Annotated in this window: 18 protein-coding genes; 8 read left to right on the top strand and 10 right to left on the bottom strand. The window is 56.9% G+C overall.

The window, feature by feature from the left end; translation table 11 throughout:
• Positions 1 to 123: 123 nt before the first annotated feature.
• Genes atzF through AACZ86_RS01545 form a run of 8 tightly spaced genes read right to left on the bottom strand, consistent with a single transcriptional unit; the run spans position 124 to position 10222 of the window.
• Positions 124 to 1890 carry an allophanate hydrolase gene (gene atzF, locus AACZ86_RS01580; protein ID WP_339688890.1) on the bottom strand — a complete coding sequence of 589 codons (1767 nt, stop codon included), beginning with the start codon at positions 1888 to 1890 and terminating at the stop codon, positions 124 to 126.
• Positions 1887 to 5489, bottom strand: a complete 3603-nt coding sequence (gene uca, locus AACZ86_RS01575; RefSeq protein ID WP_339688889.1) for an urea carboxylase — start codon at positions 5487 to 5489, stop codon at positions 1887 to 1889. Before uca ends, atzF begins: the two co-directional genes overlap by 4 nt.
• The gene (locus tag AACZ86_RS01570) at positions 5486 to 6121 is read right to left on the bottom strand and encodes an urea amidolyase associated protein UAAP2 (protein WP_339688888.1); all 636 of its coding nucleotides are present in this window, start codon (positions 6119 to 6121) and stop codon (positions 5486 to 5488) included. Before AACZ86_RS01570 ends, uca begins: the two co-directional genes overlap by 4 nt.
• 20 nt (positions 6122 to 6141) lie before the next feature.
• Positions 6142 to 6966 carry an urea amidolyase associated protein UAAP1 gene (locus AACZ86_RS01565; protein ID WP_339688887.1) on the bottom strand — a complete coding sequence of 275 codons (825 nt, stop codon included), beginning with the start codon at positions 6964 to 6966 and terminating at the stop codon, positions 6142 to 6144.
• Positions 6963 to 7451, bottom strand: coding sequence for a CopG family ribbon-helix-helix protein (locus tag AACZ86_RS01560; RefSeq protein ID WP_339688885.1), 489 nt, complete (start codon positions 7449 to 7451; stop codon positions 6963 to 6965). The genes AACZ86_RS01565 and AACZ86_RS01560 overlap by 4 nt, the downstream gene beginning before the upstream one ends.
• 12 nt (positions 7452 to 7463) lie before the next feature.
• Positions 7464 to 8282, bottom strand: a complete 819-nt coding sequence (locus AACZ86_RS01555) for an ABC transporter ATP-binding protein (protein ID WP_339688883.1) — start codon at positions 8280 to 8282, stop codon at positions 7464 to 7466.
• Positions 8279 to 9094 (bottom strand): ABC transporter permease subunit, encoded by an 816-nt coding sequence (locus AACZ86_RS01550; RefSeq protein ID WP_339688881.1) that lies wholly within the window; start codon positions 9092 to 9094, stop codon positions 8279 to 8281. Before AACZ86_RS01550 ends, AACZ86_RS01555 begins: the two co-directional genes overlap by 4 nt.
• 42 nt (positions 9095 to 9136) lie before the next feature.
• Positions 9137 to 10222 (bottom strand): putative urea ABC transporter substrate-binding protein, encoded by a 1086-nt coding sequence (locus AACZ86_RS01545; RefSeq protein WP_339688880.1) that lies wholly within the window; start codon positions 10220 to 10222, stop codon positions 9137 to 9139.
• 212 nt (positions 10223 to 10434) lie between these two features.
• Here AACZ86_RS01545 and AACZ86_RS01540 point away from each other — a divergent pair, with 212 nt between their 5' ends.
• The 5 genes from AACZ86_RS01540 to AACZ86_RS01520 all read left to right on the top strand — a co-directional run bounded on the left by AACZ86_RS01540 (position 10435) and on the right by AACZ86_RS01520 (position 17418).
• Complete coding sequence (locus tag AACZ86_RS01540; protein ID WP_339688878.1) at positions 10435 to 11496, top strand: MBL fold metallo-hydrolase; 1062 nt, start codon at positions 10435 to 10437, stop codon at positions 11494 to 11496.
• 17 nt (positions 11497 to 11513) lie between these two features.
• Complete coding sequence (locus AACZ86_RS01535) at positions 11514 to 12524, top strand: MBL fold metallo-hydrolase (protein WP_339688877.1); 1011 nt, start codon at positions 11514 to 11516, stop codon at positions 12522 to 12524.
• 34 nt (positions 12525 to 12558) lie between these two features.
• A complete protein-coding gene (locus tag AACZ86_RS01530; protein WP_339688876.1) occupies positions 12559 to 13515 on the top strand; it encodes a YncE family protein in 957 nt (318 codons plus the stop codon).
• 307 nt (positions 13516 to 13822) lie between these two features.
• Positions 13823 to 14812, top strand: a complete 990-nt coding sequence (locus tag AACZ86_RS01525) for a sterol desaturase family protein (RefSeq protein WP_339688875.1) — start codon at positions 13823 to 13825, stop codon at positions 14810 to 14812.
• A 191-nt stretch (positions 14813 to 15003) separates the two neighbouring features.
• Entirely contained in the window at positions 15004 to 17418 is a 2415-nt protein-coding gene (locus AACZ86_RS01520) for a TonB-dependent receptor (RefSeq protein WP_339688874.1), read from the top strand.
• Between the two features lie 106 nt (positions 17419 to 17524).
• Here the strand turns inward: AACZ86_RS01520 and AACZ86_RS01515 are convergent, their stop codons facing one another.
• The gene (locus tag AACZ86_RS01515) at positions 17525 to 19090 is read right to left on the bottom strand and encodes a sulfotransferase (RefSeq protein WP_339688873.1); all 1566 of its coding nucleotides are present in this window, start codon (positions 19088 to 19090) and stop codon (positions 17525 to 17527) included.
• Positions 19091 to 19368: 278 nt separating this feature from the next.
• On the opposite strand from AACZ86_RS01515, the gene AACZ86_RS01510 reads away from it, so the two are divergent.
• Genes AACZ86_RS01510 through AACZ86_RS01500 form a run of 3 tightly spaced genes read left to right on the top strand, consistent with a single transcriptional unit; the run spans position 19369 to position 22576 of the window.
• Positions 19369 to 21735 carry a molybdopterin cofactor-binding domain-containing protein gene (locus tag AACZ86_RS01510; protein ID WP_339688872.1) on the top strand — a complete coding sequence of 789 codons (2367 nt, stop codon included), beginning with the start codon at positions 19369 to 19371 and terminating at the stop codon, positions 21733 to 21735.
• 14 nt (positions 21736 to 21749) lie between these two features.
• Positions 21750 to 22205, top strand: coding sequence for a (2Fe-2S)-binding protein (locus AACZ86_RS01505; protein ID WP_339688871.1), 456 nt, complete (start codon positions 21750 to 21752; stop codon positions 22203 to 22205).
• Entirely contained in the window at positions 22148 to 22576 is a 429-nt protein-coding gene (locus AACZ86_RS01500; protein ID WP_339688870.1) for a helicase C-terminal domain-containing protein, read from the top strand. The genes AACZ86_RS01505 and AACZ86_RS01500 overlap by 58 nt, the downstream gene beginning before the upstream one ends.
• Positions 22577 to 22673: 97 nt before the next feature.
• Here the strand turns inward: AACZ86_RS01500 and AACZ86_RS01495 are convergent, their stop codons facing one another.
• Positions 22674 to 23000, bottom strand: coding sequence for a DUF423 domain-containing protein (locus AACZ86_RS01495; protein ID WP_339689365.1), 327 nt, complete (start codon positions 22998 to 23000; stop codon positions 22674 to 22676).
• Between the last annotated feature and the right edge of the window lie 173 nt (positions 23001 to 23173).

The raw sequence follows: 23173 nt of genomic DNA, 5'->3' as shown, positions 1-23173 counted from the left end.
CTGTGAACGACTTTTTATTTTTGCTATGAGTGCCATGGTATTGATATTATCAAATACGTCAAGCGTAATATTTCCAAGTCCCTAGTGGTTCAGCTTTCTCCCGATTTGCGGGTAAAACGCGGGCTATTTCGTTTCGATAAAGGCCCGCCAGCCGCCGAGATCGGTGATATCCTGCGCGCCTGTCGTCGCCCGTGACTCGGCGACAAAGCCTTTGACACTGCTGCCGTCGGCCAACGTGACAGTCCCGATTGCGAGCGGGGCAGGAACTTCTGCCACAAAGCTACCGAAAGCGGCGACGTCCAGTTCATAGACTTCAACCTTGATGGCAGCCCCGTCCTCGCTGTGTACCAGCGCCGGTTTCGGAGGAACGCTGTCAGCGATCGCGTAAAGACGATAGGTGGGAGCGGTTTCGAAGGCTCCGACGAACACGGCCTTGCGAGACGTCAATTGCCAGTGCAGTGGCATGTCTTTCAAATGGGCGCCGACGACGGCAAGTTTCACGCTTTCCATTTTTCCCTCCAGATCAAGTGCGGGCGGAGCAGGCAAGTCTGCTGCCGCCAGATAATTTTCAGCTGCGCCGAGCAGGGCCTGGTCGCTGTCGGCAGGGCCGATCAAGGTGATGCCGAAGCCGGTCCCGTTCGAACGGGTTCCGGCAGGCACAGCGACGGCTGCCATGTCGAGCAGATTCACGAAATTGGTGTAGAAGCCGAGATTGCTGTTCAGCGCGACCGGCGCCACCAACAGTTCCGCGACGCGATAGGTCGCGCCGGTGGTGGGAAAGGCGAGCATGTCGACCTCGCCCCATAGTCCGTCTGCCTGGCGTTTGAGTTCGGCTAGCCGGTACATGCCATTGAACACGTCGACAGCGCTCTTGCTCAGACCGGGTTCTACAATCTGACGTACCGTCTCGTGAATCGCATCGGGATTGCTGGCCAGCAGATCCTGGATGGCTGCCGTTCGTTCAGCGACCCATGGACCATTGTAAAGGAGACTCGCGGCTTCGTTGAGTGGCGATATATCGAGTTCGACGATCTCAGCATCGACGGCGAGCCGCGCGACCGCCTGATCATAAAGATATTCGGACTGGCTATCGCCGAACCAGGCCCGCTGGTCACGCCGCGGCACGCCGACGCGTTTCGGTCGCAATGCTACGTCGGCCAGCGGTTTTGAATAAGGATCAGCGGCATCAAAGCCAGCCAGCACATCATCGACCAGCCGTGCATCCGACAGATTGTCGGTAAACACGGTGATGCAGTCGATGGTGCGACAGGCTGGCACGAGGCCCTCTGTGCTCCAGCGGCCCTTGGTCGGCTTGAGACCGACAAGATGGTTGAACGCTGCAGGTACCCGGCCCGAACCGGCCGTATCGGTGCCAAGCGCAAAGCCAACAAGCCCCGCCGCGACCGCGACAGCCGATCCCGAACTCGAACCGCCGCTGACATAGGCGAGATTATAGGCGTTGCGCGGAATGCCATAAGGGCTGCGCGTGCCGACAAGGCCGGTCGCGAACTGGTCAAGATTGGTTTTACCGACACAAATGGCGCCCGCCTCGAGCAGCTTTTCAGCCACGGTTGCAGAATCAGCGGGGGAATAGGCGAAGGCCGGACAGCCTGCCGTGGTCTCAAACCCGGCGACATCGATATTGTCCTTTACCGCAAAAGGCACGCCGGCAAGCGGAAGCCGTTCTCCAGCCAAAATGCGGGCATCGACCTTGCGGGCGGCAGCAAGCATGTCGGCGGTGGCAGCGCGGCTGATCCATATTTGCGGCTGAACTGCGTCATAAGCCTGAAGACGGGCTAGCGTTTCCTCCGTCACTGCCAGCGCGCTTGTCTTGCCGTTATTTACGGCCGCTGCAATAGCCCCGGGGCTTTGCCGGTCCAACGAGGTCATGGGTGCCGCCTAAGCGCCAGCATTGGCGCACCGGGCTCCAGTGACTGTCGCTCGTGGATATAGAGCGCGGCAATCGTGCCGTTATCGGGACTTTCCAGCGGGCTTTCCATCTTCATTGCCTCGATCACCGCAATAACGTCCCCGGCCTTTACTTTGTCACCTTCCGCAACCATGAGTTTCCAAACGCTTCCACCGAACGGAGCCTCGATCAGGTCGGTACCCTCGGGCAGTTCGATCGCGGGAGCAACGGAAACGCCGATTGCCGGGTCCTCTGTCAATTGTGTGACACGATCGAATTCGCCATTTTGCTGCCATTGGGCGCGTTCGGTCTCAAAAGCGGACTGGCGTGTTGCTTCAAATGACTCGATGGATTCTGCGTTCTCGGCCAGGAACGCACGATGGTCGGCAAGCCGGAATTCTGATTCCTCGACCCGGATGGAACGGCGGCCATTGGGAAAATCCCTTCTCCATTCAACCAGTTCTTCCGCGCTGACGCTGAAAAAACGAATCTGATCGAAGAAGCGCAGCAGCCAGGGCTTGCCGTCGACAAAGGCATCGGTCTGCCGATAGGTATTCCAAACCTGAATGGTGCGGCCGAACAACTGATAGCCGCCGGGGCCTTCCATGCCGTAGATGCACATATAGGCACCGCCGATTCCCACGACATTGGGAGGGGTCCAGGTACGGGCCGGATTATATTTGGTAGTGACCAGCCGGTGCCGGGGATCAACCGGCGTCGCCACCGGCGCACCGAGATAGACGTCGCCCAGCCCCATCACGAGATAGCTTGCATCGAAAATAATGTCCTCGACAGCATCCGCGTCCGGCTGGCCGTTAATGCGCCGGATAAACTCGATATTGTCCGGGCACCATGGTGCATCGTCACGGACGGCGGCCATATATTTTTCGATCGTTTCCAGCGTGGCCGGATCCCGCCAGCTGAGTGGCAGATGCACGATCCGTGAAGGAACCGTAAAGTCCTCCAGATCACCGAGTTGATTATCGGCTTCGATGAGAGCAGCAAGCGCGGCCCTCTGGTCCAGAATGTCGTCATCGAAATGCAGCTGGAGGGAGCGGATGCCGGGCACGATATCGATCACGCCGGGCAAGGCCTGTTTCTCGAGCTCCGTCATCAAGGCATGAACGCGAATGCGAAGCTCGATGTCCAGGACGATCGGACCATATTCAACCAATATGTTGCGGTCGCCCTGCTGGCGGTAAACCGTGCGCGGGCGCAGTCCCCGGGCAGGCGTCTCAGCGAGGATCGGCGAGAGATGGGCGATCTCGCGCTTCGGCTCGCCCGCGTAGGACGGGTTTGCCGTCAAATCCAGCGGGGCGCGGTCAGCGGCTTTCGCATCGTCGAGGGTGACCGGAACAAAGCGCAGGCGGTCGCCGGGAGCCAGCTGCCCGATTTTCCACTGATCCGCCGCGATCACCACGAACGGGCAGACGAAACCGCCCAGCGATGGTCCATCGGGACCCAGGATGATCGGCATGTCGCCGGTAAAGTCGACGGCACCGATGGCGTAGGGATTGTCGTGGATATTGGAAGGATGCAGGCCCGCCTCGCCGCCGTCGGCCCGGGCCCATTGCGGCTTTGGTCCGACCAGACGAACGCCGGTGCGGTTGCTGTTGTAATGGACGCGCCAGTCGGCATCGAGGGTCGCGCGAATATCCTCATCGGTGAAAAAGTCCGGAGCGCCGTGGGGGCCATATAGGACACGCAATGTCCAGTGGTTCCCGAAATTCGTTGCCTGGGCAACAGGCGCGGGTGTGCTGACAGCCGCTTCCGCAAGATGGAGCGTGTCACCTGCCACCAGTTTTCGAGCCGCATGACCGCCAAATTGGCCCAGCTCGAACGTACTGCGGCTACCGAGATAGGGCGGGATGTCGAGCCCGCCGGCAATCAATATGTAACCGCGCATGCCGCCGCCGCTAACGCGGCCGAGCGCGAGCGTCTGGCCTGCAGCGATGTCGAGCGGGACGCCCCGTTCAACTGGCTCGTCGTCCAGCCGGGCACCGAAATCGGCTCCCGTGATACAAATGCGCGCGGCTGCGTTGAAATACAGGGTTGGACCGGTAAAGGTAATCTCGAGCCCTGCCGTTCCTTCTGGATTGCCAAGCCGCTGGTTACCGATACGAAAGGAATGGTCGTCCATCGGGCCGGAGGGTGGGACGCCGACCGACCAGAGACCGACGCGGCCAGGCCAGTCCTGAACCGTGGTTGCTGTGCCGCCGGAAACCACCCGGATACTGCGCGGCGTGTAGATGATCGTATCCAGCAATCTCGTAGCGACTTGGCCTGAAATGAAGCGATCATCGCGGACGACGGCGCGCAGCCAGCGGAGGTTGGACTCGAGACCGTCCACGCGGCTTTCGTCGAGCGCGGCCTGCATTGCCACAATTGCTGCCTCTCTTGTGTCGGCGTGCACGATGAGCTTGGCGATCATCGGATCATACCAGGCACTGACCGCGCTGCCGGCGGTGCACCATGTTTCGGCACGAATAGATTCAGGGAAATTTATGGCCGTGATCGTGCCGCTGGTCGGGCGATAGTCCAGCGCTGGGTCCTCGGCGTAAAGGCGGACCTGCACCGAATGGCCCTTTGATACCGGTGGCTTGTGATCCAGGAACGAGAAGTCGCCCGCCGCTCCTCGGATCATCCATTCGACAAGATCAATGCCCATCACCTCTTCGGTGACGCCATGTTCGACCTGTAGCCGGGTGTTCATTTCCAGGAAGAAAAATTCCTGGCGCTCGGCGTCGAACAGGAACTCTACCGTACCGGCGGAAAGGTACCCGGCAGCCGTGCCGAGGCGGACCGCTGCGGCAATCAGTTCGCGCCGCACATCGTCGTCGAGATCAGGCGCTGGAGATTCCTCGACGACCTTCTGGTTCCGTCTTTGCAGCGAACAATCCCGTTCGCCAAGCGGCATAACCCGACCGTTCCCGTCGCCGAATATCTGCACCTCGATATGGCGCGCACGGGCGATATAGCGCTCCAGGAATACACCGGCGTCACCGAAATTCCCGGCACCGAGACGAGCGACGCTGTCCCAGTTCTTGCGCACGGCCGCCTCGTCCTCGCAAATATGCATGCCAATGCCGCCGCCGCCAGCCGTGGCTTTCAGAATGACCGGATAACCGATTTCGTTTGCAGCGCTTGCAGCATCGTCTTCATCTTCAAGAAGGCCGGTGCCGGGCGCGAGCGGCAGGCCATGTTCGGTTGCCAGCGCACGGGCGCTGTGTTTCAGGCCAAATGTTCGCATGTTTTCCGGTGTCGGTCCGACAAAAACAATGTCAGCCGCAGCGCATGCTTCTGCAAATTCAGCATTCTCCGCCAGAAAGCCATATCCGGGATGGATGAAGCCTGCGCCGGTCTCCCGTGCGGCCTTAAGGATAGCCGCAATATCGAGATAACTCTCCGTCGCAGCGGCAGGGCCGATGCAAACGGCCACATCCGCCTGTGATACGTGCAGGGAGTCAGCATCGGCTTCGGAATAAACCGCAACCGACCGCATCCCCATACTGCGTACGGTTCGAATAATTCTAGTGGCTATTGCGCCGCGATTTGCAATGAGGACTGTATCAATGCTCATGCGGTAACGATCATCCGTACCGGGGTTGGATTGAACCCGTTGCACGGATTGTTGATCTGCGGACAGTTTGACACCACCACGGTTATGTCCATTTCAGCCCGCAGGTCGACCATGAGGCCCGGGGCCGAAATGCCGTCAACGATCCCGAGCGCCCCGTCTTCCTCGACCGGCACGTTCATGAAAAAGTTGATATTGGGTACAATATCGCGCTTGCCGCGCCCTTCGGTCAGATTGGCCTCGAGGAAATTCTCGACACAGGCATGCTGGCTCTTGGTGTGATGGCCGTAACGCAATGTATTGGACTCGCAGGAACAGGCACCACCGATCGTGTCATGATAATCGACCGAAGTAGCGAGAATGGTCATCATCGCCCGCCCTTCGTTCGACCGCAAAACGGTACCAGTACGAAGGAATAGATTGGCTTGCGCAGCGACGGTATCTTGCGCGCTATAGCGCTCCGTATCATCGGCCGTTGAATAGAGCAGGAAATCAACCGCCTGATTGCCCTCCAGATCGACAATACGAAGAGTCTGCCCAGCGGCAACATGATGAAGCCATGGTGCGCGAGCAGACACGATCTCGTCGTGAATGATCGTTCCGGAAAGACCTTCTAATCCTTGGGAGGCTGTCATGGTTGGACCTGTATTCCTTCCTAGCGACGGAAATAATCTTCGACATTTTGAAAGGCACGCAAGCCTTCCGGCGTGGCGTTGCGGATATCGTCATTTTCGGGAGTAACCTCTCCTCGCCACGCGGAAACACGCAGCGGCGTCACCGTCCAGGTTTCGCGAGGATCGAGGATGTGCGGGCAATTGGCGATGACGACAATCACATCCATCTCGGCCCGCAGGACCAGTTCGCGCGCCGCATCAAAGGGGCCGACAAGCGGAGTAACCGTCCCGTCCACTTCAATTTTGGTTCCTTTGAAAAAATTGATGCAGGGATGGACGTCGCGCCTTTGTAACCCGTGTTTCGCAGATCCCAGCAACAGCCGGTCCCGACCGTTGGGAAAGGCTCCGCTATTGCGACCATCTCCATATTTGGCTGTGTTGGTCGCGGCGTTGGACGCGCCGGAAAAGGCGTCATGGGTACCGGCCCCGTCCGTCAGGATGCTCATCATTACGCGGCCCATATCGGAGAGGAGCAACTTGCCGGCGCCGAGATAGGCGTTCCACTGCACCTTCACCGTGTCGGCAATATTGAGTCGTTCGGATGGCATTTCCGCATTGAACATCAGGACTGAGGCGCAAGCGTCACCTTCAAGGTCGATGAGGCGCAGGCGAGAACCGCGCACCAGCTTCCGGGTGGCATATCCGCCGGCTGCTATCGTCTCTTCCCACAGTAAATCTTCGCTAGCCACATCAGCCGGCAGGTCATCGGCGACCGGTGGCAACACCGGCATGGCGTCTACCTTCGTGCCGGCCATTGCCCGCGCATGATCGCGCGCCGCCATGGGATCGGCCAGTGGCCTGGTCATGCCGCGGCGCTCGTGGTCTTTCTGCTCTTCTCAGTCAGTTCGTCCTGCTCGTGAAGCGGCGGAAGCAAGGCGGTGGTAGTGACAAGCCGCAGCTGATGTACCCCGCGAATGCGCCGCAAGGAATCGCAAAGACCCTCCAGCCGCACAGCCGGTCCCTGTACCAGCAACACTTCAAGTGACTGGTCATCCTCAAGGAAGACATGTTGCGAGGAGATGACTTCTTTCAGATAATGTAGCTGGGTCGTCGCGAGCTGTTGGCGCACGCCTGCGTGGTCGCCGCGATACACCAGCGTGATGGTCCCCGCGAGCATTTCTTCAGGACGGGTCAACGCTTCGTGTTCTGCCAGAGCATGACGGATCAACTCTGACATCAGCTGGGACCGTGACGGCAGGCCCCGCTCTTCGACCATATTGTCGAGATGAAGCAATAATTCTGCAGGGAGGCTCATGCTGAGCCGGGCTAGTTTTGTGGGTTCCGATATCATGATTTGCTCCTCTCAGTTATTATTAGTTGTGTCAACAGTAATACTGCCGACAATTTCGACGCTGCTATTGCTCACAACGTCGATGCCCATATCTTCCGGTAGCACGTTCTTTTTCTCGATCGGAATATCGTAGGCCACGGACGCACCATAGCGGTGCGGGGCGTGCGGATCCTGGCGCAATTTGTCCAAGGCCAGGACTCTGGTTCCAAGCGAGAACGCTTCGCGGATATCATGGGTAACCATGATTATAGTCAGGGAATATTCGCTCCACAACTGCGTTATCAACGCGTGCATGTCCGACCGGATGCCCGGATCAAGCGCGCCGAAAGGTTCGTCGAGTAACAGGATACGTGGCCGCTTTATGAGCGCCTGTGCGATCGCCAGACGTTGTTGCATGCCGCCGGACATCTGCGCCGGGTAGAGATGCAGGCTGTCACTCAGACCGACCGCCGCCAGCATCTCTTCCGCTTCCGCAACCGCTACGCGCCGCCGCGCTCCGAATAGCCGTGCCGTTATCGGCGCCTGGGCACATTCGAGGCCGAACAATATATTGCCGAGGACCGTCAGATGAGAAAATACGGAATAGCGCTGGAACACGACGCCACGGTCTGGCCCGCATTCGGGATTCAGCGGTACATCGTCGAGCAGGATTGCCCCGGAGGTCGGTGCTTCCTGTCCCAAGATTACCCGAAGCAGGCTGCTCTTGCCTGCCCCTGAAGGTCCGATGATCGAAACAAACGAGCCTTCATTGATCTCGAGGTTGATGCGTTCCAGAACCACCTTGTCGCCATATTCGACCCACAGGTTTCGCAAGCTTAGTACCGTACTCAACGGCTTGTTCCATGTGCCCATGGAAACAGGCTGCGACTGGAACGGGCGAGAAGAAAGTCCATCGCCACCGCGATCAACGCAATCCACGCTACATAAGGGAGAATAACGTCCATGGCGAGATAGCGACGGACGAGAAAAACGCGATATCCGAGACCAATATCGGACGCGATCGCTTCCGCAGAGATCAGGAATACCCAGGCCGGTCCGAGCGACAGGCGCACCGCCTGAATCAGCCGGGGCATGGCCTGGGGCAGAGCGACCCGCAATATCAGCTGCCAAGTGCTTGCGCCCAGAGTCTGCGCCTTGACGATCTGCTCTCTGGGCAAACCACCAATATGTGCAGCGATATCGCGGATCATGAACGGTGCGATACCGATGACGATCAGCGCCACTTTGGACGCCTCGCCAAGACCGAAGGCGATGAACAATATGGGCAGCAGGGCAATTGGCGGGATAACCGCGATGCCGGTCACCAGCATGCCGAAGGTAGCGCGCACCGGCGGGAGAATACCGAGCAATAGCCCCACAAGCAGTGCCGACAGGGTAGAAATACCAAGACCCAACCCGAGACGCTGGAGACTGGCGAGCGTGTCCGCCCAGAAGAGTAACCGGTCCGTAAGCTGGTCGGGTTCAAACAGCAGCCCCCACATCGCCTGAACCATGGCGCCAGGCAGAGGGAGCAGCTTGTCGCTGGGATTGATCGAGTGGCGTTCGGCCGCCGCAAACAGGTAGATCAATACCAGTAACAGGATCGGAATGGAGCCCAGGAGCAGGTTGTTGCTCCGACTTATGCGACGATTCACCCAGCGCATGATACTCCTATCCCGATCTCTCTGTTTCCAAGTATCAGCAGACTATAGCGCCCCATCAACCGCCATTTGCATATATGTCTCGTCGAAGCGCAAGGTGATATTATTCTTGTCACCCAGCGTTTTGCCACCCGGGAATGCCATGCCCACAGCATCCGCCGACTTCGCGCCTTGACCAAACAATCCCTGAGCGAAGCTGAAGTCGCGCACGCGGGTCATGGTTTCGATCAGTGATTTGTCCGATGTTGCAGCAACGGCAGACTTAGGATCCGCGTACAGGAAGGTCGTTGCAAGCTGCCCCTCGAACATTTCGGGGGTCGTGCCGGCGAGTGCAGCCATTGCCGCTCGCGCCGCCTTGCCTTCTTCATCCTGCTTTTGCATCAATGCGGTCGTCTCGTACCAGATTCCGGCGAGCGCCTTGCCAAGATTCGGGTTGGCCTTGAGCGTGGCAGTATCGACGACCAACAGGTCGAGAATCTCGCCAGGAATGTTGGCCGAACTGAATACTTGCTTTGCACCCGGTGCCTGTTTCATTGTGGATAATTGAGGGTTCCAGGCAACCGCGGCTGTCACATCCTTCGACAAGAAGGCGCCGGCTATATCGGCATCCGAAGTATTCACGGTGCTGACATCGGTCATCGACAGGCCGACGGCGTCAAGCGCGCGCGCCAACAGATAGTGAGAAACCGAAAGTTCAACGAGGTTGATTTTCCGACCCTTGATCGCGTGAAGATCCTCGGCACCTTTTAGAAGTACGCCATCATTGCCGTTCGAATAGTCGCCCACAATGATTGCGCTGGTGTCCTTGCCGCCCGCAGCAGGGATGGTGAGCGCATCCATATTGGCAACGGTAACGCCGTCAAGTTGACCAGCGGTATACTGGTTCACGGATTCGACATAGTCGTTGACCTGAACGATATTGATCTTGATGCCGTATTTATCTTCCCATTTCTTAACAATGCCGGCTTGTTCGGCATATGGCCAAGGCATCCAGCCCGCATAGATAGACCAGCCGATATTGAATTCAGTGCGCGGCGCTGCCGTTTCCTCAGCCGTTGGCGAGCACGACGTTATAATGAATGCACATGCCAGCATTGCCAATGCCCCTGCGCGGCGTATCCCTTTGATCATGATTCGATTTCCTTTCGCAGTTGCAGCATTGCGGCAAAACGACTCGTTGTCCATCTATATTTATTACTATTGATATATTTAGTAATATCCGTATGTTTGCTGAATATGCCTGCCGAATCATCCGGAAATCGGGTGAAACGCGGCGTCTCGGGGGAGTATGCATCGAAAGCAGTCGGTTCACGCCGCACTGGAACCTCAGTCAGGAGTATTCGATGCCGCAGACGTCAACACCAGCTCTAAATCCCACCGCTTCCGGCAACGGTAATCCCGATTTAGACTATAATACTCCCGGTGTCCGCAACACCGATTCAGCGGTGCCACTCCACCCTGCAGAACCAGTAACCCATAATTATAACAGCGACGGGCCGGCTCCGGGCAGGCTGGCCTTTCGCTGGACCTACGGCTCCAACGTGGCGGCGAAGAACCGCGACCCACGTGTACAGGTGGTGCAATATAACGAGGATAGTTTCGTCCTGCGACAAAATGTCTGCGTGCATTGGGAAGCGCCATTCACCTATCTGCTATTTGGCAACAAGGGGGCTCTGCTGATCGACAGCGGCGCAACTGCCAACGCGAAGCATTACCCGCTGCGCGAGACAGTGGATGCCATCATCACCCGCTGGGGACAGGCGAGAGGGCGCAGCAAGGTGCCGCTGACGATTGCGCTGACGTCCGGTGAAGACATTGCGCAAAACCAGGGTCTGGTACAATTTGCCGGACGACCGGATACAGTCATTGTGCCAACGCCGCTCGCACTGATGAAACAGCATTATGGATTCGGGAACAGCTGGCCTTCGGGCACGGGTGCGATCGATCTAGGCGACCGGGTGATCACGGTCATCCCCACGCCCGGCACCCACAAGGACGGCGTCACATTTTACGATCCCTATTGCCGCATCCTGTTCACCGGCGATTTCCTGTATCCCGGCAAAATCAATATCAGCAATGATCGGGATTTCGTAACGTCGCTGGAACGGCTCAAGACATTCGCGGCGGCCCGTTCACCCAAATGGATCCTTGGCGGTCATGTCGAGATGATGTTTGCGCCCGGCAGATATTATCCGCGCTTTGCTACCTATAAGCCTTACGAACGGATATTGCAGCTGGAACCGGAAGTGATCGATGAAGCGCTGCAATATGCGCGTGAAATCCAGGGCAAGGACATGCTGCTGATCCGGCCGGATTTTGTGCTTTTCAACGGTGTCAGCCCCGACCAGCGGACGCCGGTCTGGCCAGAAGACGTGCCCCAGATCAACCCGCCCCGGCCGTTCTAAAATCAGAGAGGACTTTCATGGATCGTCGCACTTTCATATCATATAACGCCGCAGCCGCCACGGTTGCGGTTGCCGGTAATGCGCTCACCACATTCAGCAATTCGGCAATGGCCGCCACGCGCCCGGCGCCAATAGATTTCAAGAGCAATGTTCCCGCTCCGGGCGGCTTTCCCGAGCGCTGGATCTGCGGTTCCGCTTCCTGCATGGACAACACGGATCCGCCGGTCCAGGTCCACTGGTATAATGCGCACACCGCGATCCTCCGCCAGAACAAGGCCTATAGTTTCGAGGCACCTTTCACGCCGCTCTATTTCGGCAACGACCGCGTCCTGCTGCTGGACGAAGGCTTCACCCAGTTGCGCAACGACTGGGACCTGCGCGGCGTGGTAGACGAGTGTATCGACGACTGGTGCGCCCGGAACGGGCGGGACCCTGCAAGTCTGGAACTACTGGTTGCTTTCAGCCATCTTCACTCCGATCATTATGCTGCGGTCAATCAGTTCGCCGACCGTCCAAACACGCGCTACATGGGCCTGACCCACGAAGAAATGCTCGGTTTCTGGGGCATGACCAATTATCCGGAACAGCATGTGAAGCTCGATCTGGGCGGACGCGAGATCGAGATCTGGGGCTCACCCGGCCACGTGGTGTCGGAATTTGCCTATTATGACAATTATACGCAGATTCTCTATACCGGCGACATGTTCTATCGCGGGCGCTGCTACATCACTTACTGGGAGCCCTGGTTCGACAGCATGAAGCGGCTGATCGAATTTGTTGACACGCATCCTGTAACCCACGTCATGGGTTGCCACGTCGAGATCAGCAAGGATGGCAAAGACTATCCCTACGGACTCACCCATCAACCGGACGAAGCGCCGGTGCAGATGACGGTGAAGCAATTGCGCGAGGCCTTCGCCTATGCGCAGACGATTACCGAGCCGGGCATCTATTTCACCGGCACGGTTTTTCTCTGCAACCAGACGCGCAGTACAACGACGATCGATACCAACCCTTATAGTTACTGATATGCCAATACCGGCACTTCGCAGGAGTATTCACATGAAACGTTCAATCACCCTGATGCTGCTTTTTGCTGCGGCCTGTTCTCCAACTGAACAGCAATCGACTGATTTGCCAACCGCGCTGCAACCGGCAAACTTGCTAGAACAGGCAATTGAAGTGCCCGATTTTGCGGATTTTCTCGCCGTCGACGGTGACACGGTGTGGGCCACCAATCGGGGCCGGGTCGAACAATGGTCGACCGAAGGCATGCTCGCGTCGGTCAAGATGCCGCGCCCATGCGGCACGATGGCCATATTCGCTGATTCGCTATGGGTAGCCAATTGCGAAGATGCGAACCTCTATCGAATCAACCTCGAGACAGCGGAAGTGGAAGCGATGATTGCCACTGGTATTGCCAATCCGAAAGGTGAAACAAATGTGGTCGCAGGCGCGGGATCGATCTGGGTGCCGAGCGATGCGGAAGGGAAAATTGCACGCATCGATCCGGAAACAAATGAAGTGATCGCAACCATCGATGTTGCCCCGCAAACCTTTTTTCTCGCTTATGGCCTGGACGCATTATGGGCAGTGAGCAGCGAAGGACGGTCGATCGAGCGTATCGATCCGGCGACCAACAAGGTGACCGGTTCGGCCGAACTCGGCAAACAGCCCGGTTTTCTCGCTGCCGGTGAAGGCGGCGTCTGGGTACAGGAACAGGGAGACGGCACGGTTGCGCGGATCGATCCCGAAACTGTCACGGTGACTGGCCGCATCAAAGTCGGTGATAGCTTGCTTTATGGTGACATTGACACCGGTGGTGGCATAGTCTGGCTGCGGACAACCGACGATCAGACCTTCGTCGCAATTGATGCGGAAACTCTGGAGATCCTCGCACGTCCGGGTGCTGCCGCTGGTAGTGGTGCCATACGCTATACACCCAGTGGCATCTGGACGAGCGCTCACGACGTACACTCTATTTCCTGGTGGAGCAGCGCCGGGGCAGAAACCGAATAAGGAAAGCGTCTGACTGTAGCCGCCTGTCCTGATTCGCTCTCCCTATTTTGAAGCTAGGTAAAAGCGGAAAGCCACGCGGCCGCCAGGCATCTCCAGCGCGCCAGAGAGGACTGCCAAACACCAAAAAAACCAGCGTTTTCGGGCGTTTGGAAAATTTATTGTGCACATGCTAACAAACCATGGTTATTACTCTTGACGCGTTAAGTAATATCTATATCGTAGGTTATGTCGCGATTGAGAACGGCATCCATTGGGAGAAGAAAACCTGAGGCATTAGGCCGATTTCCGGCCTGATAGGGGGTTTTCTATGGGTCGATCTTCAGATCGCGAAGCAGTAAAAGAGGACGGGTCGGCCAGCGCCGTTACTGTTCGCTCCTGCACAATATCTGCTCCTGACAAGAGCGAGAATCCAATCAAGCGGACATTGGTCAACCTGATCCCTCCCGCAACTATAATCGCTGTCATCCTGTTCTGGATGTTTGCGCCCCCATCAATAACCGACAGCCCCTGGTCCATCGTTGTCACCGGCCTTGCCATAAGCTTTTTTGTCCTCGGTCTCGAACAGCTGCTCGAGCGCCACGTAGGCTGGCGCCTGACACGCAAGGAATTTGCGACAGATCTTTTCTACCTCGCTCTCCAATATACCGCGATCGGCTGGGCAACCGAGACGCTGGCCGACAAACCGCTGGCCTCGTTCAAGGAATCAATTGGCATCAGCACGGAATGGGCAATGCAGATGCCGTTCCTGTTGCAGGTTGCCTTTGTAATATTCCTTTACGAGTTCGGCCAGTACTGGATGCACCGTCTGATGCACGACTGGTACCCGGCCTGGCTGACCCATGCGCCGCATCACCACATTACCCAGCTCAATGCCATGAAAGGGTCTGTAGGCAATCCGATCGAGCTGTTCCTGATCAGTCTCAGCGTCATTGCGATCTTCGATCTGGACACGGCGGCGTTGTTTTGCGGCTTCAATGTGCTCACCGTGGTGTCCACCTTCGCCCACGCCAATGTGCGTTCCGACCCGCCTCTATTCTATTCCTATGTCTTCACCACCATTCGGCATCACAGTCTCCATCACACGGCGCTGAGCTACGAAGATACGCGGTGCAATTACGGCAATTCCCTTATTTTGCTCGACCGGATTTTCGGCACGTTTCGCGAAGGGGAGTCCAAAGAGGTGGGCCAGGACGACCGCAAGCGACTGTCGATTTACGAGCAGTTCGTCTTCCCGTTTCAACCACTGATCAACAAATTCAAGGCCAGGCGCGACAAAATATCGTCGGCCGACATTTAAGAAGGAGATAGCTTAGAAAAGTAAGTTCGGGATCGCAAAAATCGGGCGGAATCATAACCGCAATTTCAGAAGCGCCGGCTTGAAAGCCGAATAACGGTAAGCGGGCGAACTGGAAGATCCTCAAGACAAAGTCGCAGGATGAACGACATACGTCTGGCCCGCGGGGGCATTTAAAATGAGGGATAAGAATAATGATAAAGGACGCAAGACTCAAGCTGGGCCTGCTTTCAGCAACAATGTTGACCAGCACTATGATTGCCACACCTGTTCTCGCACAGGAAATGTCGGAGAATATGGCGGCTGACGATGCCGGTGCCGACAATATGATCATCGTAACCGCGACGCGGCGAGCGACAACACTCATGGAAACACCCGTCAACATTTCGGTTGTCAGTGCCGAGGACCTCGAACGCAATCGGATCGACGACGTGCGCGATCTCGCCGATTTCACACCTGGGCTGACAATTTCAGACACGGGCCCGGGCTCGACAGGTACGATCGTCCTGCGCGGTCTCAATGCATCGGGCTCCGGTGATGGCGGGGCGACCTACGACGATGCTTTGGGCGTCTACCTGGGCGAAGTCCCCCTTTATTATGACTTCAAGCTTATCGATATCGAACGTGTCGAGACGCTGCTCGGACCGCAAGGGACGCTATACGGCCTCGGCACATTGGCCGGCGCGATCCGTTATATTCCCAACCGCCCCAATACCAGCGAGGTCGAAGGAGAGGCCCACGGTCGCGTCTACGCCAAGTCTCACAGCGACTCCTTCGGTGTCCAGATTGACGGCATGATCAACATTCCAATCGTGCAGGATCACGTCGCATTCCGTTCTGCCACGGGCTATTATTTCGACCCCGGCTTCATCGATTATACGACATTAGTCAAAGAGCCGGGCGTATCGCTTCCGCAACCGGATGGTCCCGACAGCATCACTCCTGAGGGCTATGCTGCAAATCTCACCAGAGAAAAGGATCTCAACTACGAACGGACATTCACCACCCGCAACCAGTTGCTGTTCCAGACCACGGAAGATTTGAAGCTGATTCTGACCTACGCCTATCAGCAGACCAAGACTGGTGGCGCGCAATCGAACAGTGCGGGCGTGCTCGGGACTGGCCGCTATGAGAATGCCAGCCGGTTCACGGAACCGGTCAAACGCGATGCTCATCTGTTCAGCGCAGAAATCAACGCCAATGTCGCGGATATCTTCGATATTGTTGCCACGGGTGCCTATACCAAGGTCAATTACCACGGCCAGAGTGACGTGACCGACCTGCTGCTCGATCTTGATTACGACTACGAGCTTTTCCCCGCTTTCGCCGGATATACCCAGTCGGATACCTCCCGCAAGCAGAAGAATGCCGAAATCCGCCTCGTTTCAAGGCACGGCGGCCCGTTTAGCTGGGTGCTTGGCGGATTCTATAACGAGAATGAATATCAAAGCGATTATGCCGAGCGTATTCCGAACCACCCGTGGGTAGACCCGGTGACCAATCCCGAAGCGCTTGAATATGTCAGCTATGTTAGCTCTAAAGTGACCGAGAAGGCGATCTTCGGCGAAGGTACTTTCGAGGTTACGCCCGAATGGCAGGTCACTGCCGGAGCGCGTTACTTCAAATATAGCTCCACGATCGCTGGCGCGGCAGCCCTGCCGGTACTGGGAGATCCGCTCAGCCCTTACGATCTGCCCGTGAATGGCGGCGATGCAGGGGAAGACGGCTGGGTGTGGAAATTCAACACTTCCTATAATTTCACCCCGAATCTGATGGCCTATTTCACCTACAGCAAGGGTTATCGTATCGGCGGTCCGAACCGTGTCGCGCCTTGCCCGGATAATATCGCACCCGGTCAGCAGATCATCTGTGCCTTGCCCGACGAACTGCAATATGGACCGGACACGACCAAGAATCTTGAACTTGGGATGCGGGCACAATTGTTCGACAACATGCTATCGTTCAATTTCAATGTCTTCCAGGTCAAATGGCAAGGCATCCAGGTCAATTCGTCCACGCTCTACGGTGCAACCGGTATTACGGTGAATGGCGGTTCAGCGGAATCGAAGGGTTTCGAGACTTCGTTCCAGTTCAAGCCGACCCCGGAACTGTCGATTCAGGGAACATATTCCTATACCGACGCCAAATTGACCGAGGATGTTCCCGGCATCATCACCATTCGCGAGACGCCAGGGGATTATTCCAATCGGTTCCTTCAACTCGACGCTCTGGCAGGAGATCGCTTGCCTGGCTCGGCCAAGAACACGGCCAGCCTCGGTGTAACTTACGTCACGCCGGTCATGGATGGCGATATCGTTGCGAACTGGACGGCAACCTATCGCGGAAATGTGGTGTCCCGGATCGGTTGGGATCGCGCCTATGGGGATAAGATTCCAAGCTATATCCTGAACCGCGCATCCATCTCCTATGACACCGAACGATTCACTGTCGGTCTGTTCGTCGACAATGTTTTCGACAAATATGCAGTGGTGTCGGTCGCCAATGATCGCTCGCGAATTGGCGTCAATGACGGCGTCACTGTGCGCTATTACCGGCAGGCAGTTCTCAATCCGCGGACCGTCGGCCTCGAAGGACGCTTCAAGTTCTGATCGTCCGCGTTCACGATTGAAGAGGAGAGGGCACCTGTCGGACATGACAGGTGCCCTTGTCATATTGGCGGCGGCTTTCGCTGTGGCCTACCGGCGCAGTATCGCTTTAATCGATCGGGATGGACTGCTGCTCGAAAAAGGCGCGTGCCGGCTGCAGCGCCGCTTCGTGCGTGCGCCATTTGCCTATCGCATCGGCATTGATCGGGCGGCGAACCTGTGCGGCGCTGGGCGTAGCCACGGCCGCACTATTTTCGTGAAACGTCAGGCAGGCTTCGTCCCAGTCGAGACCGCAATGCTCCAGGAGGCGTCGGGTCTGTTTTTCCTGATCCGCGACCAGTTGTTCGTAGGACAGTTGCAGCACCAGCCCGGGGAATAATTTATCCCACATGGCCATCAGCCTATCGAAGCGGGCATAGTAACGCGCGGTGTCCAGAAGATCATATGAATAGGCGTAATAAGCGGACTGGCTGGCGAAGAGATTTTTGTAATTGCTCCAGACCGTATCCATCGGATTGCGGCGCAGACACACGATTTTCGCATGGGGCAGCGCGCGCGCGATATGACCGATATAGAGAAAATTGGCTGGCAACTTGTCGGTGAACCGGGCTGTACCCAGGTGCCGATGATGGCTGGCTTGGGCGAGGTAAACCTCACCAATTTTCGCCGGATCGATATCACCACTCGTCATAACCGTTTCCGGATCGATGACATTACGGGACGATGTCGCCGCCAGTCGCTTGACCGCAAGCGGAATCGCCTGCAATTCTCCCGCCGACTCCACATCCGGATGCGAGGAGAGAATTCGATCGACGAGCGTCGTTCCCGTGCGGGGCATTCCGACTATGAATATCGGCGCTTTGTCGGGATTTCCTGCGCCGGGCAAATGTGTTTGCCCGGACTGCGTGAACAAGGCCTCGATGGCGTCGAAAATCGCCTCGTCCTGCGTGAAATCATATCGCAGCGAGCGCTTGTGTTCGTCATTGGCGGCAGAAAGATGCGTGAAGGCCTCAGGGTCGCCGATGTCTTCCAGTTCCTTTGCCAGCGCATAGCGAATGCGCAGGCCGTCGCCAGGTTTCTGTGCTTCGGAGAGAGCGGCTTTCAACCTAGGTACATGGTTGGATTCTGCTGTCTGGCGGGAAGCAATGGCAAGGGCATAATGGGCGCGTGCATTGCCGGGGTCTGCGGCAACTATTGCTTCGTAATGCGCGCGGGCTTCGTCGACCCTGCCGGTGAAGCTGCTCGCCGCGGCAAGATTATAACGATAGTCAAGATTGTCCGGTTCGGCTGCAACCGCCGAGATGAAAGGTTCTACCGATCCTTCATGATCGCCAAGCCTGGTAAAAACGCAGCCGATAGTATCGCAGGTCCGGGCGTCGCCGGGCTTCATGGCCATCGCCTTTCGAGCGGCAGCCGCGGCTTCGCCATCCCGTCGCATCAGGATAAGCAGTTTTGCCAGCTGTGCCAGATGTTCCGCTTCGGGTCCGCGCTCTACCGCAGCCTCGACAAGGGGAATGGCTTTGGCGATCTGGCCGGCTTCGGCGGCAGCAATGCCCAGCAGGAAATAGCCTGCAGGCTGGTCCTTGTCCGCCGATATCATGGCTTTGGCGATAGCCGCCGCAGCCGGTATATCGCCACGCTTCAACGCTTCCCTTGTTTGTGCTTCCAGGGTCAAAACGGCATCGCGATCTGCGGATTTTCGCTAACCATCGATCGCTCGGGATGTGGTGATAAGGATTGGCTTGCGGAATATTCCATTGGCTTATCTTATTAGCCGCTAATCGGGCACTGTCAAAGCGAACTGGTGGATCAAATATGGGAAAGCTCGCCTTTGGTAATAAATAATCTTCCTTTCGTAATAAATTGTGATAGGTTGATTCTACGTGCCGCACGAACCGATAATCGCCGGTTTTATTGCCCCATTTGAAGAGGTTTGAAATGTTCTTGGAAGATATGGGAATCATTCCCTCGCGTGAAAAAAATCCGGTACGGGACGAACGGCCCCCTTCTATTGTCAACCTCACGCGCCGCGGATTTGTTGCTGGAACCGGTCTCTTCGTCGTCGCCGTCACACTGGCCGGATGTTCCAGCACGGAACCCTCTATCGACGCTGACAAGATGGACGTTCCCAAAGCAGGTCCCAGCCCGCTTACCGATGTGGCAGGTGGCGATGCGACACCTGCATTGTGGATTGCGATCGAAAAAGACGGGACGGTCAAGGTTACCTGCCATCGCTCGGAAATGGGTCAGCAGGTATGGACCTCCATGGCGCAGATCATTGCCGATGAACTGGAGGCTGACTGGAAAAATGTCGAGATCGTTCAGGCGGAAGGTCATGAACGCTATGGCGACCAGAATACGGACGGATCACGTTCGGTTCGTTATAATTTTCACCGGCTGCGCCTCGCCGGTGCGGCGATGCGACAGATGCTCGTCGCGGCCGCTGCGCTATACTGGAAACTGGATCCCTCCCGGTGCAGCTCCGCAGCAGGCAAGGTCTCGAACAGCGAAAATGGCGAGACCCTCTCCTACGGCAATCTGGCCGAGCTGGCCGCCAGGCTGCAGGTTCCGGCAGAAGCCGAGATCGCTTTGAAGGAGCCCAAGGACTGGCGCTTCATAAACAAGGAAGTTTCTTCGCTGACGGTCCCGAAAATCACCAGAGGGGAAGGGACATACGGCATTGACGTCAGCGTACCGGACATGGTCTACGCCGTCATTGCCCGGCCGCCCCAGGTCTTTGGTCGAACCGGATCGGTGGCCGATGCCAAGGCGCTCGCCATTCCCGGCGTATTGCAAATAGTGAAGCTGCCGGATGCGAAGCCGCCCGCAATGTTTCAGCCGCTGGGCGGAGTGGCCGTTGTGGGCGTCGATACCTGGGCCGCGATCCAGGGACGCAATGCGCTGGAGGTTGAATGGCTCGACGGACCCAATGCCGGTTATGATTCGGACAATTTTCGGAAGGCAATGGAGAAAAAGGCAAAGCAGCCGGGCACCGTGCGGCGCAGTCGAGGCAATGTTGGTACAGCGCTGGCCGAGGCTGACAAAACCATCACCGCCGAATATTATACGCCGCATCTCTCGCAATCGCCGATGGAGCCTCCGGCGGCTACGGCTCGCTGGACCGGTGACAGGCTGGAATGCTGGGCCTGTGTGCAGGACCCGCAGGCAACCCGGCAGACGCTGGCCGATCTGCTGGAAATCGACAAGGAAAATATAACCGTCAACGCCACCTGGCTGGGTGGCGCATTCGGGCGAAAATCAAAACCGGATTTCGTTGTCGAGGCCGCGCTGGTGGCGAGGAAGATGGGCAAGCCGGTCAAGGTGACATGGACCAGGGAGGACGAGATCCGCCATGGTTTCTATCATTCTACAAGCGCGCAAAGACTTGAAGCGGGGTTAGACAGTGAAGGCAAATGTACCGCCTATCGCCATCGTTCTGTTTTCCCGCCAATTGGTTCCACATTCGACTCCGGTATGGACATGCCATCCGACGGCGAAATGGGCCAAGGCGCAACCGATGTGCCGTTTGCTATCCCCAATTTGCAGGTCGAATCCGGCACTGCCAAGGGCCATTTGCGTATTGGCTGGTTGCGGTCCGTTGCCAATATCTACCACGCCTTTGCGGTCCAGAGCTTTGCCGCGGAAATCGCCCATGCCGCTGGTCGGGACCAGAAAGACTATCTGCTCGAACTGATCGGCGAACCAAGACTGATCGATCCCAATGCAGAACAGGCAAGCTACAAGAATTATGGTGGCGCGCCCGAAGAATATCCAATCGATACGGGGCGGCTGGCCCATGTCGCCAAGCAAGCGGCCAAAATGGCCAAATGGGGGAGAAAGCTGCCCGATGGCCATGGCCTCGGCATCGCGGTCCACCGGTCCTTTCTGACCTATGTTGCTACCGTGATCGAAGTGAAGGTTGCTGCGGACGGAACTCTGACCATTCCGGGCATATGGCTCGCGGTGGATGCCGGGACAGTGATCAACCCGCGCCACACAAGGGCGCAAATGGAGGGCGGAACGATTTTTGGCCTGTCAAATGCGCTTTACGGAGAGATCACCGCGAAAAATGGCGCCGTCGTGCAGGATAATTTCCCGAGCTGGCGAGTCATACGCATGGGCGAGGCCCCGAAAATTTTCGAAGTCGAAATCATTGCATCCAACAGCCCGCCTGCGGGCGTAGGCGAGCCGCCCACGCCGCCTGCAGCGCCAGCACTGGCCAATGCAATTTTCAATGCTACCGGACAGCGTTTCAGGACCCTGCCGCTGATGGGAGCAAATCGCGACAAGCTGGATATTTCAGCAATCTCGACAAGTTGATTGAGGAGCATTTCATGGCGACGACACTGAACATAAATGGCAAAAATGAAACAGTCGAGGCGGCAGCAGGTACGCCTTTGCTCTGGGTACTACGCGATCATCTCAAAATGACCGGGACCAAATTTGGTTGCGGTATTGCGCAATGCGGCGCTTGCACCGTCCATGTGGATGGCGCTCCGACCCGGGCTTGCATCACGCCGCATGACAGCCTCGACAACGCCAAAATCACAACCATCGAAGGATTGGCAGGATCCGCAGCCGACGTGATCCGCGAAACATGGGTGGAGAATGATGTGCCCCAATGCGGTTATTGCCAGTCTGGCCAGATATTGGCAGCCACCGCTTTGCTTGACGAAAATCCCGACCCGACAGATGCCGATATCGATGCCGCAATGAGCGGCAATATCTGCCGATGCGCTACATATATGAGCATCAGACGTGCGATCAAACAGGCGGCGGGCAAGCTCTAACCGAGATTCTTTTTGTCAGGCGCCTTTTTCGGGCACTGCCAAATATTTCTACCCTCGTTCTTGCTACAACATCTGTCGGTCAAGAAGGTCTCGATTTTCATTTCTATTGGCATCGATTGGTTGATCGGAATCTCCCTAACAACCCTATTGACTTAGAGCAGCGCGAGGGACGTGTTCATCGATTCAAGAACCACGCGACACGAATGAATGTGTCGGAGCAAGAGGCCTTCCTCGGGACGATCAGGGTGAATAGAGTGCCAGCGACCGGTGCAGCCTCTGGGTCTCGTTCACGACAGTGTTCGGACGGCCAATCCAAACTAGCTGAGCTTAGAGCTATGTGGCCGCACTTCGTAATAACGCGGCACACATGATTAAACTACTTATGACGACCACCTTCGATCGTTAGCTTAAGTTTGTTCGGCGTTAATGAACTGCGAAATCGGATCGTTCTGAAAATGAATATATTTCCTAACCGCGGTAATATATCCAACCAGCCCATAGCCACCCCCCAATCAGCAAGGTCCCTCCAATTGGCGTTACAGCGCCTAGCCACCGTGGTGCGCCAAACGCCATCGCGTATAATGTAATTGCGAAAACGGCAGAGCCGAGAAGAAGCAAGATCGCTGGACCTCTAGCGACGCCCATAATCGCCAATGCAGCAACGGCATGGAGCAATTGATAAAGCCCGCCTGTTCTCAACCATTCCGCTTCCTGTTGTCCTGGTGCAGCATGAGCCCCGAAAGCACCGGCAGCAACTGCCACCGCTGCCGAAATAGCTGCAAAAAATCCGATCAGCACATCTGCTCCTTCTCTTCCCCAAACGATGGAACCGTGACTTGGTCCACACGTCGCGTGTTTGATATGTCGCACCCTGATTGAGCCAAAGCGCTCGTGACTAATATTTGGACCACCTTAAATATCAGACTTAAACCATATAGCCGGAATATCGACATTGGAACACTCTTGGA

This window comes from uncultured Parasphingorhabdus sp., from assembly GCF_963975735.1.
Taxonomy (GTDB): domain Bacteria; phylum Pseudomonadota; class Alphaproteobacteria; order Sphingomonadales; family Sphingomonadaceae; genus Parasphingorhabdus.
The sequence above is the reverse complement of the archived record's forward strand: the minus strand, read 5'-3'. Positions and strand labels throughout refer to the sequence as shown.

Bases quoted from the DNA above. Each gene is read 5' to 3' on its own strand.
- atzF (WP_339688890.1), bottom strand. From the start codon at position 1,890: ATGACCTCGTTGGACCGGCAAAGCCCCGGGGCTATTGCAGCGGCCGTA.
- uca (WP_339688889.1), bottom strand. From the start codon at position 5,489: ATGAGCATTGATACAGTCCTCATTGCAAATCGCGGCGCAATAGCCACT.
- AACZ86_RS01570 (WP_339688888.1), bottom strand. From the start codon at position 6,121: ATGACAGCCTCCCAAGGATTAGAAGGTCTTTCCGGAACGATCATTCAC.
- AACZ86_RS01565 (WP_339688887.1), bottom strand. From the start codon at position 6,966: ATGACCAGGCCACTGGCCGATCCCATGGCGGCGCGCGATCATGCGCGG.
- AACZ86_RS01560 (WP_339688885.1), bottom strand. From the start codon at position 7,451: ATGATATCGGAACCCACAAAACTAGCCCGGCTCAGCATGAGCCTCCCT.
- AACZ86_RS01550 (WP_339688881.1), bottom strand. From the start codon at position 9,094: ATGCGCTGGGTGAATCGTCGCATAAGTCGGAGCAACAACCTGCTCCTG.
- AACZ86_RS01545 (WP_339688880.1), bottom strand. From the start codon at position 10,222: ATGATCAAAGGGATACGCCGCGCAGGGGCATTGGCAATGCTGGCATGT.
- AACZ86_RS01540 (WP_339688878.1), top strand. From the start codon at position 10,435: ATGCCGCAGACGTCAACACCAGCTCTAAATCCCACCGCTTCCGGCAAC.
- AACZ86_RS01535 (WP_339688877.1), top strand. From the start codon at position 11,514: ATGGATCGTCGCACTTTCATATCATATAACGCCGCAGCCGCCACGGTT.
- AACZ86_RS01530 (WP_339688876.1), top strand. From the start codon at position 12,559: ATGAAACGTTCAATCACCCTGATGCTGCTTTTTGCTGCGGCCTGTTCT.
- AACZ86_RS01525 (WP_339688875.1), top strand. From the start codon at position 13,823: ATGGGTCGATCTTCAGATCGCGAAGCAGTAAAAGAGGACGGGTCGGCC.
- AACZ86_RS01520 (WP_339688874.1), top strand. From the start codon at position 15,004: ATGATAAAGGACGCAAGACTCAAGCTGGGCCTGCTTTCAGCAACAATG.
- AACZ86_RS01510 (WP_339688872.1), top strand. From the start codon at position 19,369: ATGGGAATCATTCCCTCGCGTGAAAAAAATCCGGTACGGGACGAACGG.
- AACZ86_RS01505 (WP_339688871.1), top strand. From the start codon at position 21,750: ATGGCGACGACACTGAACATAAATGGCAAAAATGAAACAGTCGAGGCG.
- AACZ86_RS01500 (WP_339688870.1), top strand. From the start codon at position 22,148: ATGCGCTACATATATGAGCATCAGACGTGCGATCAAACAGGCGGCGGG.